Here is a 16274-nt window from a genome sequence, read left to right on the forward strand (position 1 = left end):
CGGCCTCCTACATCTCATGAACGCGGCGGAGGATGAAAAACAGATTCGCCGACACTGCATTGACGATCGGTATCCGCTCGAAAGGGCGGTTCAGCTTCATGCCGATATTGGCCAGTGCATTGAGCGCTCCGCCGCCCTTTATGCCTTTTGCGAACGTCGGAAAGACCTGATGATAGCCGCATTCTTCCAACACGAATCCCGACCGGAGAAACAGGCGCTTCGCGTCGCTGAGGCTGTACAGCCGATTATGGCCCGTGTACTTCTTCATCACTCTGCATGCGTTTTCAGTTGCCGATAAGCGGTTAGGTAAAAATGTGATTATCAGCAAACCGTTGTCTTTCAGCACGCGCCATAGCTCATCGATGCTCTTTTGTTCGCGAGCCACGTGCTCGAGTACACCGCTTCCAATCACCACATCGAATTGATTGTCTTCGTACGGCAGCAGAAATTCATGATCGAGCGCTGCGAAAGATAACCCGGCGTACTGATGGAATTCCGCGAATTGGCCATCTTTGCATATGTCGCAGCCATATATGTCGATGTCTCGGTACAGCGTGCGAAGCATGCACGAATCTGGGGCGTGACGGCATCCCCAGTCGAGCACTTTCATTCCAGGCTTGATATACGGTGCATAAATTTCGAACGCGCGCACGTGCCGATCGAGACTGGCGTCGTTGGCAATGACCGATTGCACATAGTCGCGGTATTCACCATCGGTGCGATGTGCAAGGTAGTCCTCGCAAAGCTTGGCATAAGTCGTCCTGACCTGCTGCAATTCATTGCTCGGGATCGTTTCAGTGTCGATGGGTCTATGCATATCTCCCTCATATCGGTGCGAAGGCTGAGTTCTGCGCAACTCGTTTCCAGAATGCCGGCTTTTGCTACATGTGTGGCGTCAGCGAGAAATTCGCGGTAAGTTGATCACTCTGAATTTGAATCCTGATGGACCGCGTTTGGCAGAAACCTGCTGCTTCGACTGCGTTGCGGTTCAGGCTTTGTGCAAAGTCTTGTGTAGCCACACTATTGCTCGAGGGCGGTGCACGCGATATGTGTCGCAGGCAAACCGGCAATGGAACCACAGGGAAAAACATGCCGCGATAGTGCAGGACAACACATGGATCCCTCTTTCCGAGTGCGCGCGCATGCGAGTGCGCTCGAGAACGAGTCGACTTGTTTCAAGGATAGCAGTTGGACATTCCGCAATTGGCCAGGAATCTCCACGTTTTGCGCCTTATTGTGATGGTTTTGCGCCCTCGAGCATAATTGACGGGGCCGACGGCCGTTCTGCCGGTCGAAGCGGGCGCCGCAACGTATGCGAATGACATATCCGAGCGGGGACATCGATTCAAGGTGTGGCAGGGTTGCGTTCGGGCAAACAACTTGGCGAATCTTGTGTTGTTCGGCGGCCGACACATCCAGGATCAACGGAAGGTGTCGTCCCCGCGGCATTAGCCACGCTCGAGGCGCCTGCGCACGGTCCCAACCAGCCTCTCGAACGGCAACGCACTGGCAGCCAGCGCGCTAGTCTCCGAAAAATACTCCCTCACGATGTCCGTCAACACTTGCCCCGGAGGCGCCTCGACTAGCACATGCGCGCCCATTTCCTGCATCACGGTGAGCGCATCGAACCAGCGCACGGTGTAGCGCATGTTCGTCGCAAGATCTTCGCGGATCGCGTCGGCCAAATATAACGGCCGTCCACCGCGATTGCCGATATAGATGCCGCGCGGTGTTTCAAAACACAACTCGCGCGAGTACGCGAGCAGTTCGTCGCTCGCATGCGCGAGCAACTCGCAATGCGAGGGCACGCTGACCGCGAGCCGGGTGGCCTTGCGCGCGCCGGCCGTGAGTGCGCGCTCGATGAACACGTCGAGCGCATCGTCCGCGCCGGCCATCACGATCTGGCGCGGTGCATTGACGTTGCCGATATACACGCGTTGCCGTTGCTGTTCCGCCTGCTGCGCGACGAGCGTTTCCACCTGCTGCTCGCTCAGGCCGGATACGGCCGCGAGACCATAGCCGGACGGATAAGCGGTCTCCATCAGTTCGGCGCGCCGTCGCACCATCTTCAACGCATCGCGAAACGCCACCGCGCCGCAACTGACCGCTGCCGGATATGCGCCGACCGACAGCCCCGCGCTGATTTCCGCCACCAAGCCTTCATCGGCGAGCGCGCGTGTGATCGCGACGCCCGCGATCGTCAGTCCCAGTTGCACGGCGACGGTTGAATCCAAAGCATCAGGTGAGTCGAGCGTCAGCACGTTCATGCCGAGCGTGTCCGATGCTTCAGCGAACGTGTCCTGTACCGCGCGATGCCGCGGCAGCCGATTCAGAAAGCCTTCGCTTTGCGCACCTTGACCGGGGAACATAAGCGCGAGCATCAAGCGGTGCCATCCTGAGCAACATCGGCCCACGGATCGGCGATCAAGCGGGGGCCGCTCGCATGCCGGGCCAGCACGCGCGCCTTGCCCGCGGCGCACTCGGCGAGCGCGACGCCGCCCGCGGGCGTTTCGAGTTGTGCATCGATGCGCACACCGACACGCGCGGAGAGCTTTTGCAGTTGCTCCACCAAAGCACCCGCGACATTCACTGCAAGCGGTTCGGGCACGCGGATCAACAGATCGAGATCGCTGGCTTCGTTGACAGTTGGCGTATGCGTCGCCAGTTCAAATCCCGTGCTACCAGTAGGGCCCCAAACGAATCCAGAAAGCGGACCGCTCCGGTCGGATTGCAACGAAAGCAGCGCAACGAAAGAAGGCAATGCATCACGTTCGGGATCGGGTCGCGCCCGGGCCAGGGATTCCGGCGATACGATGCCGACGATATCGTCCGCCTGCGCCCACGTGCCGTAACGTTGCTGTCGCTCGGCGCCGCGCACGCCGATCGCGACGAAGCCTTCAGCGACGAACGCGCGTCGGACGACCGCATACGGTGCGCGTTCGAACGCATCGCGAACCCACGCCGGTTCGTCATCGAGCGAATCGAGCCGTCGCAAGCGCAGCAGATCGTGCGGCCGCCAGCGCGCGTCGCAGGACGTGGCGCAAGCAGTCGGGAACGGCGCAGCCGCACACACGCGCATCACGCGGCATCCCACTGTTCGGCGAGACGCCGCCGAACCTCGATCGAGGCCGCGCGAGTCTGCCGCGCCGCCGTCGATTCCAGCCGCCGCGCGAGCGTCCGATTCCCCTCGCGCGCGCTGCGAATCTGTTCGACCAGCACCGTGCGCACGCGCTCGATCTGCGCCGCGTCAGGCGCATCCGCATCGACGCCGTCGATCAGCTGATCGAGCAGCCCCAGCTTCGCGAACGACGCCATCGAATATGACATCGGCACGATCGTCTCGCCGAGTTCGTCGAGTTCTTCGACCGTGCGGCGCGTGACGCGCGCGGCCGCTTCCTTGCCCATCGCGTGGACCATCGTGCCGGGCACGTCGAGCGCGACGATGCGGTTCGCCTGATAGCCGTGCGCGAGGAACGCGCCGGACATCGCCGGACCGACGATCAGCGCGATCACCGGATGCCCGGCGTCGCGCGCGCTCGCGTAGGCGTCGACGGCGGCCGCGCAGGCGAGGTGGATGCCGAGCATTTCCTCGCGATAGCCATACGCCTGGCTCTTCACGTCGACGATCGCGACGATCGGGCGGCGCGTGCCGGAGCCTCGATCCGCTTCCATGACTTCGCGCACCGCGCGCGCGAGTTGCCAGCCTTGTTCGAGCCCGACCACGTTGCTGGTCGCGCGCGGAAAGCGGTTCGCGACATCGGGCACGACCGAGATGAAGCGAGCGGTGTCGCCGCCGAGCGGCGCATCGCCGCTCCAGACGGGTGCCGCGCTCGACGATTCGCCGGCCAGTGCGGTGAACCAGCGCGCGCCGCGGGTGAGTGTCGTGTCGCTCATGCCTGCTCCTTGTTCGATAGATCGCCCGCTTGCGGGTTGTACACATCACGCAGCGACTCGGGCGTGACGCTTGCCGGATCGATCCGCGCGAGGCGCTGCAGGAACCTGTCGACCTGCTCGCTGCGATGCTGGGCCGGCACGCCCCGCGCGAACGCAGCGAGCACGGCGGCGCGCACCGCGTCGGCATCGTCGTCGACGAGCGTGTCGGCGAGCGCGCTCGCGACGCGCTGCTCGCCGCCGATCAGTTGCCACACGCGGCGGCGATCGCTCGCATCGAGTTCTTCGATTCCGGCTTCCTGCTCGATCACTTCGGGTCCGTTCATGCCGAGCCGTCCCTGCTTCGTCACGATCAGATACGAGCACAGCGCGGCCGCGAGTGACATGCCCCCGAAGCAGCCGACCATGCCCGCGATCACGCCGACCACCGGCACGTGCCGGCGCAGCGCGATGATCGCCGCCTGAATCTCGGCGATGACCGCAAGCCCGAGGTTCGCTTCCTGCAGCCGCACGCCGCCGGTCTCGAACAGCACGACGGGGCGCACGAGCTTGCCGCGCTCGCAGTCGCGCAGCGCCATCTCGAGCGCCGCGGCGATCTTGCTGCCCGACACTTCGCCGATGCTGCCGCCCTGGAACGCCGATTCGATCGCCGCGACCACGGCCGGTTCGCCGTCGATGGTGCCGCGCGCGATCACGCAGCCGTCGTCGGCCTGGCAGACGATGCCCTGCATGGGCAACCACGGCGACGCGATGCGGTCGAACGGTCCGAGCAGTTCGCGGAAGCTGCCCGCGTCGAGCAGCGAGCGGGCGCGCTCGCGCGCGGGCAGTTCGATGAAGCTCTCGTGCAGCAGCGGTGCGCGGTGAACGCTGGCGCTCGTGCTCATACGCTGCCTCCTTCCTCGGCCGCTTCGACCGCTTCCGCGAGCCGTAGCGCGACCACGCCCGGCGTCGCGCCGAAGTCGTTGATCTCGATGTTCGCGGCGCCGTCGTAGCGCGTGAAGAAACGGTCGAGCACGCTCTTCCAGATGTGGCTATAGCCGTCGACGCTGGTGCGCACGACCACGTGCGCAGCAAGCGCCGAGCCGCCTGCATCAGCGGCGGGCGACAGCAGCACTTCCAGATCGCCCGAGCCGACTACGCCGACGTGCGCTCGGGTCGTGACGGCGCGTTGCGCCGGATAATCGAAAGTCAGATGTTCCATGAGGCTCAGCTCCGGCTGGCGTCGCGATGCGCCAGCATGTCGAGAAAGAGGGTGGCGGCAAGCAGATCGGCCGAGCCGCCAGGCGATGCGTTCAGCGCTAGCAGTTCGCGTTCGAGCGCGTCGAGCGCGACGCGGCCCGCGGCTGTCGAACTGCCGCCCGCGTCGAGCACGCGTCGTGCGCCGCGCTGCCCCGCATGCAAGCCGGCGAGGCCAGCGCGATGCAGCAGGCAGGTGTCGTCGAGTGTGCTCATGATCGCGAGCAATGCGTCGATGCGCGCGGTGTTTTCGTCAAGACCGCGTGCGCGCGCCGCGTGTAACGCGGGCAAGCCGACGTCGAGCGCGTGCGGAAAGCCGTCCTGCGCTTCGCGCCTTGCGCCGCCCACTTGATAGCGTCGACGCGCGCGTTCGCCGTGGCTATCGGACGAAGCGGCGAAGCGGTCCGGAAAGCAGGCAATCTGCGCGGCCACAGTGCAGACGCGCGAGGTATCCGGATGGTTCGGCGCGCCCGGTCCGTGCGTACGCATCGAGGCACTCGAACACGTTTCGAGCGCCGCGCCCGCAACGAGCAAGCCGATGATCCAGATCGCGCCGCGATGCGCATTGCTGCCGCCCGTCGCATGCATCATGTCCTGTTCGCCCGCGCGGCCGATCTGCGCGAGTTCGGTGCGCAGCAGCGCCGACGGTTCGCCGCGGCGGCGCGCGGTGCGCGCGAGCGCGGCGAAAGTAGGTTCGAGCGCGTGCGCGGAGCGCCGCATGATCGCGAGATCGAGATCGCGATGCGCGCCGCTGCCGCGCCGGTCGACGAGCGCGGGCTTCGGCGTGAGTTCGGCCTCGTCGATCAGCGCGGTGATCGCGTCGCGCGCGAGTCGCGCGTCGGAAAACGGCGCGGCCGGCGGCGGCGCGAGCGGCGAGGTGTCGCACGCATCATTGCGCAGCAGCGAAGCAGGCGGCGCGTCCAACCGTTCGAGAACAGCAGCAGCGGACGCCATCGTCACCAGCTCCGGAAGCGCGCGGGCGGCGCGTACAGTCCGCCCGACCACGTGACCAGATCGTCGATGCTGCGCGCCGCGAGCAGCGAACGCTTCGCTTCGCCGCGCCGGATGCCGAGATCTTCCGGATACGCGACGATGCCGCGCCGGCGCAATTCCGCGGTTTTCTCGGGCTTCGCGCGCAGACCGATCGGCGTGACACCGGCCACTGCCGCGATCGCCGCGCGCCGCTCGTCGATGCCTTCGGCCTTGTGCAGATGCGCGATGCCTTCCTCGGTGACCACATGGCTCACGTCGTCGCCGTAGATCATCACCGGCGCGATCGGCATGCCGTTTTTCGCGCCGACCGCGATCGCGTCGAGTTCATCGACGAAGGTCGGCTCGCCGCCTTTCTTGTACGTTTCCGCGAGTTGCACGACGAGCTTCTGGCCGCGCGATACCGCGCCGTCGCCCTTCAACAGCTTCAGCCACGCCTCGCTCGCATGACGCCGCCCGCGCGGATCGTGGCCCATGTTCGGCGCGCCGCCAAAACCGGCGAGCCGTCCGCGCGTGACCGTCGACGAATTCGCGTCCGCGTCGATCTGCAGCGTCGAGCCGATGAACAGATCGACGCCGTATTGTCCGGCCAACTGACACAGCACGCGGTTCGATCGCAGGCTGCCGTCGTTGCCGGTGAAGAACACGTCGGGGCGCGCCTCGATATACGCCTCCATGCCGACCTCGCTGCCGAAGCAATGGATGCTGTCGACCCAGCCCGATTCGATCGCGGGGATCATCGTCGGGTGCGGATTGAGCGTCCAGTTACGGCAGATCTTGCCCTTGAGGCCGAGCGATTCGCCGTAGGTGGGCAGCAGCAGTTCGATCGCCGCGGTATCGAAGCCGATGCCGTGATTGAGCGACGTAACGCCATACGGCTCGTAGATGCCGCGTATCACCATCATCGCGGTCAGCACCTGCAAGTCGCCGATATGACGCGGATCGCGCGTGAACAGCGGCTCGACCGCGAACGGCCGGTCCGCCTGCACGACCACGTCGACCCAGGAACCCGGAATGTCGACGCGCGGCAACTCGTCGACGATCTCGTTGACCTGCACGATTACGATGCCGTGACGGAACGCGGCGGCCTCGGCGATGGTCGGCGTGTCCTCGGTATTCGGGCCGGTGTACAGATTGCCGTGACGGTCGGCCTTGTCCGCGCACAGCAGCGCGACGTGCGGCGTCAGGTCGACGAACATGCGTGCGTACAGCTCGACATACGTATAAATCGCGCCGATTTCGAGCTGGCCGTCTTCGAGCAGTTGCGCGACGCGCAGACTCTGCGGCCCCGCGAACGAGAAATCGACCTTGTGCGCGATGCCGCGCTCGAACAACGTCAGGTGCTCAGGACGGCTGATGCTCGAAATCAGCAGATGCACGTGGTGCAGCTTCTGCGGATCGACCTTCGCGAGCGAGCGCGACAGGAAATCGGCCTGTTTCTGATTGTCGCCTTCGAGCGCGACGCGCTCGCCAGGCTGGATCAGCGTTTCGAGCGCATCGACGATGCGGTGCGTGGGCAGCACGCCGTCTTCGAGCCACGGCGCGATGGCCGCGAGACGGCGGTTCTTTTCGTCGCGTCGGGTCGTCCATGAGCGGGCAGTGGACCGCGATGCGGAGGCTTCGGCGGGGTGGTTCATCGGCTCGGTCATCGGCTCATTCATCGGTTCAGTCAGCTCCCGGTGTGGACGCGCGGGCGTCGGCCGCGCGGCTTCGGTTGATGCGCAAACGCTTCTTCGCGCGCGCGCTCGGTCAGAAAACGATGCAGAAGCTCGCCGGTGCCGAGCAGATGCGCGACCACCAGCGACTGCGCGGTCGCGATATCGCGGCGCTCGACGGCTTCGAGCAGCGCGGCGTGCTCACTGTCGGACTCGCCCTTGTACGACGGCAAGCCGAACTTCAGCCGCAGATAGCGTTCGCCGCGCCGGTGCAGCAAGCCGATCATGTCCTCGAGCTGCGGCCGGCCGGCGGGCGCATAGAGACACATATGGAACGCGGCATTGCGCGTCACGTATAGCGACGGGTCCTCTTCGCGCTCGGCGGCGCGGCACAACTGCTCAGCTTCGCGCAGCGTCGCGGCGGTGTGATTCGGAATCGCGAGGCCGAGCGCGAGACTTTCTAGCGCCGAGCGGATCTCGTAGATTTCCCGCGCTTCGTTGGCGGACAGCGGCGCGACGGTCGCGCCTTTGTGGACCGCCGCGCGCACCCAGCCCTCGCTTTCGAGCTGGCGCAGCGCCTCGCGCACCGGAATCGCGCTGACAGAGAAATGCCGGGCGATCGCGTCCTGGCGCAATGGTGCGCCGGGCGCGAGCGTACCGTCGACGATCGCCGCTCGCAGCGCCTCCGCGATCATGTGCGAGGTGCTTTCGCGAGGTGCCGCGGCCGGAAGAAACGAGCCGGTCACGGGCGCGTCCAGGGGAAAACCTTCAGTTGCGTGGGTCATAGTATCAAATATTATATATGAAAAGACGCGTATTTCAGCGCGGGCAAACCCGGAAGCGTCTTCACCCACAATCCCGGCAATGTCCCCGCGCCGTCCTCTGAATTAGTTGTACGAGGACATCGGCGATCAATCAACGTCGTCGACCCAACCCAAGCGCGCCCGTCGTTTTTCGTTACGTTCAACCATCGTAGGCTGGAGGAGCAAGATGAATACACTGACCGACCGACGAGCGGTCGCGCGTCCGCGCACACCGCTCAATCGTTCGCAGATCGCAGGGTTTTGGGGCGCGTGGGCCGGCTGGACGCTCGACGGCATGGACTCGTTTATCTACGCGCTGGTGCTCACGCCCGCGCTGACCGAACTGCTGCCGCGTTCAGGCTTCGCGGCGACGCCGTCTAACGTCGGTCTCGCGGGATCGATCCTGTTTGCGCTGTTCCTGGTCGGTTGGGGGCTGTCGTTCATCTGGGGACCGCTCGCCGATCGCTTCGGCCGCACCAAGGTGCTCGCCGCCACGATCTTCACGTTCGCGATTTTCACCGGGCTTGCCGCGACCTCGACCAATGTGTGGCAGCTCGGTGTTTATCGCTTCATCGCGGGCGTTGGCATCGGCGGGGAATGGGCTCTGGCGGGCACCTACGTGGCGGAGGCCTGGCCCGAGGATCGTCGCAAGATGGGCGCCGGTTATCTGCAGACCGGCTACTACGCGGGCTTCTTTCTCGCGGCCGCGCTCAATTACACGATCGGCGTGCATTTCGGCTGGCGCGCGATGTTCCTGACCGGCGCCGTGCCGGTCGTCGTCGCGATTCTGATTCTGCTGCGCGTGAAGGAGCCGGAGAAGTGGCAGAAGGCCGACGCCAAGACGGTGCGCGTGAAGCCGTTGCGCGAGATCATGGGGCCGGCCTACCGGCGTCGGACATGGGTCGCGTGCATTCTGCTGACCATCGCGATCATCGGGCTGTGGGCGGGTGCCGTCTACGAGCCGTCCGCGGTGATCCAGCTCGCGACGCGCGCCGGAATGTCGAAGGGCGATTCGATGCGCATGGCGTCGCTGGCGACGGGCTTGCTGTCGATCGGCACGATCCTCGGCTGTCTCGCGCTGCCGCCGATGGCCGAGCGCATCGGCCGCAAGATGACGTTGGCGGTGTACTTCGCGGGGATGGCGGTGGCGATCGCGGCGAGCTTCGGCTGGGCGTTCTATCTGCCGAACGGGCTCGCGCCGTTCATCGCGTGGCTGTTCGTGCTGGGCTTTTTCGGCGGCAACTTCGCGTTGTTCAGCCTGTGGCTGCCCGAGCAGTTCGAAACCCGCGTACGCGCGACCGCGTTTGCGTTCTGCACGTCGTTTGGACGCTTCGTCGGCGCGGGCGTCAACTTTTTGCTCGGCGCGGCGGTGCTGCATATGCAGACGCTCGGTGTGCCGGTCGCGTTGACCGCGCTGGCCTTCGTGCTCGGCCTGTTCGTGATTCCGTTCGCGCCGGAGACCAAGGGGGAGACGCTGCCGCAGTGAGAACCGGGCGGGCGGCGCGCGTTACTTCGCGTGACTGCGCGCCCGCCCGGCAGGATGCAGCAGCGTCAGCAACGGCCAGCCGAGATTGACGCCGAGACTCGCGGCGACGATCAGCGCCATGCCGGCCAGTTGCGACGGCGACAGCGCACGGCCATACACGAGTGCATCGACGACGATCGCGGTCAGCGGATAAACGAACAGCAGCACCGCGATCACCGGCGTGCTGAGCTTCGGCAGTGCGCCGTAAATCAGCACGTACGACAATCCCGTGTGCAGCACGCCCATGCCGATCAGCCAGAACCACTGCATCGGCCCGATATGCGTGAGCGTCAAAGGCGCGATGAGCGGCGCGATGAGCGGCAGGCAGATCACGCCGACCGCGCATTGCGTGAGCGTCAGCAGGTGCGGGCGCATTTCGCCGAGGCTTTTCGCGATCAGCGTGACGCTCGCATACAGCAGCGAGCCGAGCAGCGCTTCGCTCAAGCCGATCAGATAGCTGGTGTGGCCCTGCAGATTGCCGGCCGCGATGACCCCCGAAGCGAGCACGAGCCCGACGAACGCCGTCGCGATCCAGCCTAGCCGATCCGCGCCGAGCCGTTCGTTAAAGAGCGCCGCGCCGATCAGCACGACCCAGAACGGCTGCACATGAAACACGACGGTCGCGACCGCGATGCTGGTGCGATGAATCGCGTCGAAAAAGCCGACCCATTGCGTGACCATCAGCACGCCGGAAATCAGCGCGAGCACGACGGTGCGGCGCGTGAACTGCGCGCGCGTGAAAAAGCCTTTCCACGCGCAATAGGCGGCGAGCGACAGAAAGCCGAACAGGCAGCGGAAGAACACGAGCGTCAGCGCATCGAGCCGCGCCTCCTCGACGAAAACGCCGATCGTGCCCATCAGCAGCCCGCCGCTCGCCAGCGTGAGCGCGCCTTGTTGACGTGAGGTGAGGGACATGCGCAACGACTCCTTGAGATGATGCCTGCGAGTATTGCGCCGCTTGCGGGCTTATCGCAAACGAATTAAATTGAGCAATTCCATAAGCCCGGTTGATAAATCGTGAACCCTGAATTCGACGTCGATCTGTTGCGCAGCTTCGTCGCGGTCGTGGAGGCGGGCAGCTTCACGAAGGCGGCGGCGAGCGTGCATCGCTCGCAGGCGGCGGTCAGCATGCAGATCAAGCGGCTCGAAACGATGCTCGGCACCACGCTGTTCGCGCGCAACACGCGCAACCTGTCGCTGACGCGGCCCGGCAATACGCTGCTCGAATACGCGCGGCGCGCACTTGCGTTGCAGGAGGAGGCGTGGTCGGCGATCGTGCGGCCCGAGGTGACCGGCCGCGTGGTGCTCGGCGCGCCGGACGACTATGTTTCGTCGCTGCTGTCGCCGGTGTTGCGGCGTTTCGCGACGCTGTATCCGCGCGTCGAGATCGAGATCGTCTGTGCGCAGAGCACGGCGCTTGCGCCGATGCTCGCCGACAACAAGATCGACCTCGCGTTCGTCACGCGCGACCACAAGCTGCGCGGCGAATTCGTGCGCAGCGAGCCGATGGTGTGGGTGGGGGCGTCGGTCGATACGCCGGTGTTGAAGGCGTCGCCGTTGCCGGTGGGGTTGTATGAGCCCGGCTGCGTCGCGCGTCAGCATACGCTCGCCGCATTGGATAGCGCGCGCATCCGCTATCGCGCGGCATTCAGCAGCGCGAGCCTGATGGGACTCGTCGCGACCGTGGATGCCGGTTTGTCGGTGATTGCGCTGACGCGTTGCAGCGTGCCGCCGCGGCTCGCGATTCTCGGCGACGCGCAAGGCCTGCCGAAAATCGCGCCGCTCGAAATCGTGGTCGCGCGCAGCGCGAAATCGGATCGGCCGACCTGCGATTATCTGGCGCAGCAGATGGTGCAGGATCTGTCGTTGCGGTAGCCCGAGCGTGTCAGCCTTAGCCCTTCAAGCCCGCGCATAGGCGGTCACTTCACGCTCGACCGCGAGCCGCACGCGCTCGCCCGCACGCGGGCACAGATAACCGAAGTGCTGGTCCTGTTGCGTGGGGTTGCATGTGCTTGCGCGGATGAAAAGCGAGGTGCGCGGCATTAGAAGTTGATATTGGTCCGCACGCCGACGACGAACGTATTGCGCAGCGGCTGCGTCGGGTCGTTCGGGTTCTGGCCCGCACCGGCGTTGAACGTGTATTGCGCGTCGGCCTGCACCTGCCACCACGGATTGATCTGGTACTGGTAGGTCGCCTCGAGCGCGGTTTCGCTGGTGCGCACGCCGTACGGGCTACCGTTGAATGCCAGGAAGTCCTTGTCGAGTCCGTTCACGTGACTGCCGACCTTGATATAGGTCAGCGCGAGGCCGGCGCTGTCGTTGTCACGGCCCTTGAACGGCGCCTTCAGCACGACGCCGAGGTTGGCCGCGACTTGCACGAGATTGCGGTCGCCCGGCGCGCCCATCACGCGTACGAACACGCCGAGGCTGCGTGGTTCGTCGGGGTCGGGGCGCCACACCATCTGGTCGGCGACCGCATAGAAGCTGTAGTTGCCGCTGTGATTCGCGGGAATGCCTGTCGACGCAGGATTCGCGAGCGATAGCCCGATGTTGTCAAAACGCTGATCGGCGAATTTGTTGGTGTTGTACCAGACGCCGATCTTGTAGGTCCCCGGCAGACCGCCGCCGCCCGTGCCGACTATCTCGCCGTCGGACGGCTGGTTGATCGCGTACTGCAGTTCGCCGATCCACAACGCGCCGTTATGCAGGTTGAAGTTCGTGCCGCTCATGTTGTTCGGGTTGTTGCCGAGCGGGTCGCCCGAATACACGCCGGCCAGCGCGGTCAACGAAGGGGTGAGCTGGCCGCGCACGCGCACGCCGAGACCCGCGAGCGGATAGGCGGGACCGCCCGACGGCAGGTCGTACGAGGGCAGCGCGGGCCAGCCGAACATCGTGTTGAGGAACAGCGCCGCATACGTGCTGGTGATGAATTCCTGGTCGAGACTCTGCTGACCGATTTTCACGTCGACGCGCTTGTTCAGGAACGACTGCTGATACCAGAGCTCCCACAGACGTGTCGCGTTGTCAGCCTCGATGCCGCTCGCCGTATTCAACGTGCCGAGCTTGTTCGCGCTCAGGTTGGCGCCGTGAATCTGCAACGCGCTGACGTTGAAAAGGCCGCCCGGCAGGCCGAACGCCTTTTGCGTATCCATCTGCAAGGTGGCGGTGGTCAGGCCGTCGTAGTCGGCGCCGCGCGCGAGACCGCCGCGTAGATTGGCCAGCACTTCGCTGGTTTCGGTCAGCGTGAAGGTCATGCCGTACTTGCCGAGCCACGGACGCAGGCCGCCCATGTCGCCGAGCATCTGCTGACGATCCCAGAAGCCGGTCGACTCCTTGGTCTGCGTCGTCTCAATGCTCAGGTCGGCTTCGGGCGCTTCCGGGTTCCCATCGGGATTGGCTTCGGCCAGCGCCGCGTGGCCGGTCAACGAAGCAGACGCGAAGACCGTACACAGTGCAACGCGCCGCATCGAAGGCAAAAGCGTACGATGAATTGCCGCGGTACGTGCTGAAGGGTCGCAAGACGGACGCGCGCCGGCGCGCAGTCCCTTGAGTGGGGCGAACTTCATCGAAATCCTTATTAGTGTTGTTCCGTCCGATGCCGAAGCGGGTAATGGCGTGATCGTACGCAGGCCATCTGCGAGAGTCAAACAAATGAGAACGATTCGCATCGATATCGGTGGCGCGTCATCCCGGTGCTCACGAAAACGTAACGAAACCGAATTGACGTAGCCAGACCGAACGCGACAACGGGTTAGTTGTCGAAGCGCTCGAAGTAAGCCTGAAAGTCAATGTAAGGAGTTGAAATGAGCAAGCGCATTCTTCTGGTTTCGTTGCTGGCGAGCGGCGGCCTGTTGTTGGGCGGCGCCGCGCACGCACAGTTGAATCTGAAGCAGTTCGGTATCGGCGGGGGCGGTGATAGCTCGGCGGGTGCCGGAACGTCGTCGGGCGGCGTGTCGCAACTGCTGCAGAGCTATGTGGGCGCGAACCAGCAGGTGTTGAGCGGGCAGTCGAGCCTTGCGTCGGCGATGGGCATGACGAGTGCGGCCGGCCAGGCGCGGCAGGCGGCGGGGCTGCTCAGCGGCGGCACGCCGTCGGTCAGTCAGTTGACGCAGGTCGGCAGCACACAGCAGTCGCTGTCGCAGAAGCTCACCGATGCGTTCGCAAATCATGCAAGTGGCGGCGCGACTGCGACGCCGGTCAACAAGGAAGCGTTCACCCAGGGGCTGTCGTCGCTCGGCAAGGGGGTCAGCCAGTATTCGAGCTTGCAGTCAGGGCTTGGCAGCCTCGGTCAGATGAGCCCGTCGTCGCTGCTGCAATCGGGCCTCAATCCGCAGACCGCGCAAAGCGCGTCGTATATCGCGCAGTCGGCGCCGGGGCAATTGCAGTCGCTGATGTCGACGCTGAGTTCGGCCGTGCAGTTCGCGTCGAGCCACGGCATTACGGTGCCGTCGATCGCGACGTCGGCGTTGAAGGGAATGTAGGCGCGTTTCGCTTCGCCCAGTGCGGTCGATTCAGCGCCGAAAGCCGCTATGATCGCGTCGAACTTGCAACTCAACTGGAATTCCGCCGATGTCCCATTCCGTCAATCTGGAAAACTACTTCGCCCGCATCGGCTATCAGGGCCCGCGCGCCGCCACGCTCGATGTGCTGCGGGCGATTCACCGGCTCCATCCCGCCGCGATCCCGTTCGAGAACCTGAACCCGCTGATGCGCCAGCCCGTCAGGCTCGAGCTCGAAGCCATCGAACGCAAGCTGGTGACCCAAAAGCGCGGTGGCTACTGCTTCGAGCAGAACATTCTGTTCGCGAACGTGCTGATGCAACTCGGCTTCAAGATCACGCCGATGCTCGCGCGCGTCGTATGGGGCCGTGAGCCCGGCACGATCTCGCCGCGTACCCATATGGTGCTGCGTGTGGATCTCGACGGCGACGAATGGATCGCCGATGTCGGCTTCGGCGGCGTCACGCTGACCGCGCCGCTGCGCCTGACCGCCGGCCTCGCGCAGCCGATTCCGCTCGGCACGTTCCGTCTCGCCGACGCGGGGCACGACACCCTGTATCTCGAGGTGCTGGCGCCGGACGAGAGCTGGTCGCGCGTCTATCACGTCGATCTGCGCGCAGTCGAGTGGGTCGACTATGAAATCTCGAACTGGTACACGTCGACGTCACCTGATTCGAAGTTCGTGAATAACCTGCTGGCGTGCCGCGTGCTACCCGAACTGCGCGTCGCGCTATTGAACGATCAGTTCAACGAGCGTGACGCGCAAGGACAGATCGTTAGCGAACGGCGCCTCGCGAGTGCCGCCGAACTCGCCGACTGTCTGCGTGAGCGCTTCGGCTTGAACCTGGAGGACATCGATATCGCCGACGCGTTCGAGCGCGTGCGCACGCGCGATGCGGCCGCATAAGCCGAGCCGATGAGGGAGCAGCGATGGTCGCACGTCTGATCCTGCAATCGCTGGCGTGGCTGGCGCTCATGGGCGTGCTGCTGTTCGGCGCGGCCGGCACGCTCGCGTGGCCGGCCGCTTGGTGGTATCTGCTGGAACTGGCGGCATTGAGCCTGTGGCTCGGCTTGTGGCTTGCGCGTCATGATCCCGCGCTGCTCGCGGAGCGGCTCGCGCCATTCGTGCAGGCGCAGCAGAGCCGCTGGGATCGTGTGTTCATGGTCGCGATCGGGGCCGCGTGGTGCGGCTGGCTGATCCTGATGGGCTTCGACGCGATGCGGTTTCGCTGGTCCGGGCCGCTGCCTGTGTGGCTGATGGGCTTCGGCGCGCTATGCGTGTTCCTGTGCATCTTCCTGTGCCGCTTCGTGTTTCGCGCGAACAGCTATGCCGCGCCGGTGGTCAAGGTTCAGGCGAACCGCGGGCACAAAGTCGCCGACACCGGTCCCTACGCGTACGTCCGTCATCCGATGTACGCGGCCGCGCTGGTGTTCTTCATCGGCACGCCGCTGATGCTCGGCTCGTGGTGGGGGCTCGTGGCGCTGCCCGTGATGGCGTACGGCATGGGCTGGCGCGCGGTGCGCGAAGAGCGGCTGCTCACCGAGCAGCTCGCGGGCTACACGGTGTACATGGCTCGTGTGCGTTACCGTTTCGTGCCGTTCATCTGGTAGCGCGTCCGGGTGGTCTCACCGCCGTCGAAGCGGGTAAGATGGCTCCCGGCCGCCGGAGAACCGG

At 65.0% G+C, this 16274-nt stretch carries 16 protein-coding genes; 5 read left to right on the forward strand and 11 right to left on the reverse strand.

Annotated elements, in window-relative coordinates:
• Positions 1-7: 7 nt before the first annotated feature.
• From BC1002_RS18285 to BC1002_RS18325, 9 genes are all read right to left on the reverse strand, one after another.
• The gene (locus BC1002_RS18285; RefSeq protein ID WP_013091474.1) at positions 8-817 is read right to left on the reverse strand and encodes a class I SAM-dependent methyltransferase; all 810 of its coding nucleotides are present in this window, start codon (positions 815-817) and stop codon (positions 8-10) included.
• Between the two features lie 631 nt (positions 818-1448).
• Positions 1449-2381, reverse strand: a complete 933-nt coding sequence (gene mdcH, locus BC1002_RS18290; protein ID WP_013091475.1) for a malonate decarboxylase subunit epsilon — start codon at positions 2379-2381, stop codon at positions 1449-1451.
• Positions 2381-3079, reverse strand: coding sequence for a malonate decarboxylase holo-ACP synthase (locus tag BC1002_RS18295; protein WP_013091476.1), 699 nt, complete (start codon positions 3077-3079; stop codon positions 2381-2383). The genes mdcH and BC1002_RS18295 overlap by 1 nt, the downstream gene beginning before the upstream one ends.
• Positions 3079-3894, reverse strand: a complete 816-nt coding sequence (mdcE, locus tag BC1002_RS18300; protein WP_013091477.1) for a biotin-independent malonate decarboxylase subunit gamma — start codon at positions 3892-3894, stop codon at positions 3079-3081. Before mdcE ends, BC1002_RS18295 begins: the two co-directional genes overlap by 1 nt.
• Positions 3891-4775 carry a biotin-independent malonate decarboxylase subunit beta gene (locus BC1002_RS18305; protein ID WP_013091478.1) on the reverse strand — a complete coding sequence of 295 codons (885 nt, stop codon included), beginning with the start codon at positions 4773-4775 and terminating at the stop codon, positions 3891-3893. The genes mdcE and BC1002_RS18305 overlap by 4 nt, the downstream gene beginning before the upstream one ends.
• Positions 4772-5092 carry a malonate decarboxylase subunit delta gene (locus BC1002_RS18310; RefSeq protein WP_013091479.1) on the reverse strand — a complete coding sequence of 107 codons (321 nt, stop codon included), beginning with the start codon at positions 5090-5092 and terminating at the stop codon, positions 4772-4774. Before BC1002_RS18310 ends, BC1002_RS18305 begins: the two co-directional genes overlap by 4 nt.
• A 5-nt stretch (positions 5093-5097) precedes the next feature.
• Positions 5098-6081 carry a triphosphoribosyl-dephospho-CoA synthase gene (locus tag BC1002_RS18315; protein ID WP_013091480.1) on the reverse strand — a complete coding sequence of 328 codons (984 nt, stop codon included), beginning with the start codon at positions 6079-6081 and terminating at the stop codon, positions 5098-5100.
• 2 nt (positions 6082-6083) lie between these two features.
• Complete coding sequence (gene mdcA, locus BC1002_RS18320; protein WP_083788738.1) at positions 6084-7754, reverse strand: malonate decarboxylase subunit alpha; 1671 nt, start codon at positions 7752-7754, stop codon at positions 6084-6086.
• 32 nt (positions 7755-7786) lie between these two features.
• Positions 7787-8557 carry a GntR family transcriptional regulator gene (locus BC1002_RS18325; RefSeq protein ID WP_013091482.1) on the reverse strand — a complete coding sequence of 257 codons (771 nt, stop codon included), beginning with the start codon at positions 8555-8557 and terminating at the stop codon, positions 7787-7789.
• Positions 8558-8762: 205 nt separating this feature from the next.
• Between BC1002_RS18325 and BC1002_RS18330 the strand changes: the two genes are divergently transcribed.
• On the forward strand, positions 8763-10061 hold the full coding sequence (locus tag BC1002_RS18330; protein WP_013091483.1) for an MFS transporter: 1299 nt from the start codon (positions 8763-8765) through the stop codon (positions 10059-10061).
• Between the two features lie 21 nt (positions 10062-10082).
• Here BC1002_RS18330 and BC1002_RS18335 read toward each other — a convergent pair whose 3' ends face one another.
• Entirely contained in the window at positions 10083-11015 is a 933-nt protein-coding gene (locus BC1002_RS18335; protein ID WP_013091484.1) for a DMT family transporter, read from the reverse strand.
• A gap of 102 nt (positions 11016-11117) precedes the next feature.
• Between BC1002_RS18335 and BC1002_RS18340 the strand changes: the two genes are divergently transcribed.
• Positions 11118-11975 carry a LysR substrate-binding domain-containing protein gene (locus tag BC1002_RS18340; RefSeq protein ID WP_013091485.1) on the forward strand — a complete coding sequence of 286 codons (858 nt, stop codon included), beginning with the start codon at positions 11118-11120 and terminating at the stop codon, positions 11973-11975.
• A gap of 167 nt (positions 11976-12142) precedes the next feature.
• Here the strand turns inward: BC1002_RS18340 and BC1002_RS18345 are convergent, their stop codons facing one another.
• Entirely contained in the window at positions 12143-13666 is a 1524-nt protein-coding gene (locus BC1002_RS18345) for a carbohydrate porin (protein WP_013091487.1), read from the reverse strand.
• 237 nt (positions 13667-13903) lie between these two features.
• Between BC1002_RS18345 and BC1002_RS18350 the strand changes: the two genes are divergently transcribed.
• The 3 genes from BC1002_RS18350 (at position 13904) to BC1002_RS18360 (ending at position 16210) form a co-directional block, all read left to right on the forward strand.
• Positions 13904-14581, forward strand: a complete 678-nt coding sequence (locus BC1002_RS18350; RefSeq protein WP_013091488.1) for a hypothetical protein — start codon at positions 13904-13906, stop codon at positions 14579-14581.
• Positions 14582-14669: 88 nt separating this feature from the next.
• Positions 14670-15506 (forward strand): arylamine N-acetyltransferase family protein, encoded by an 837-nt coding sequence (locus BC1002_RS18355; protein WP_013091489.1) that lies wholly within the window; start codon positions 14670-14672, stop codon positions 15504-15506.
• A gap of 23 nt (positions 15507-15529) precedes the next feature.
• Entirely contained in the window at positions 15530-16210 is a 681-nt protein-coding gene (locus BC1002_RS18360) for a methyltransferase family protein (RefSeq protein WP_013091490.1), read from the forward strand.
• Positions 16211-16274 lie beyond the last annotated feature (64 nt).

The sequence above is a fragment of the Paraburkholderia atlantica genome, from assembly GCF_000092885.1.
GTDB lineage: Bacteria > Pseudomonadota > Gammaproteobacteria > Burkholderiales > Burkholderiaceae > Paraburkholderia > Paraburkholderia atlantica.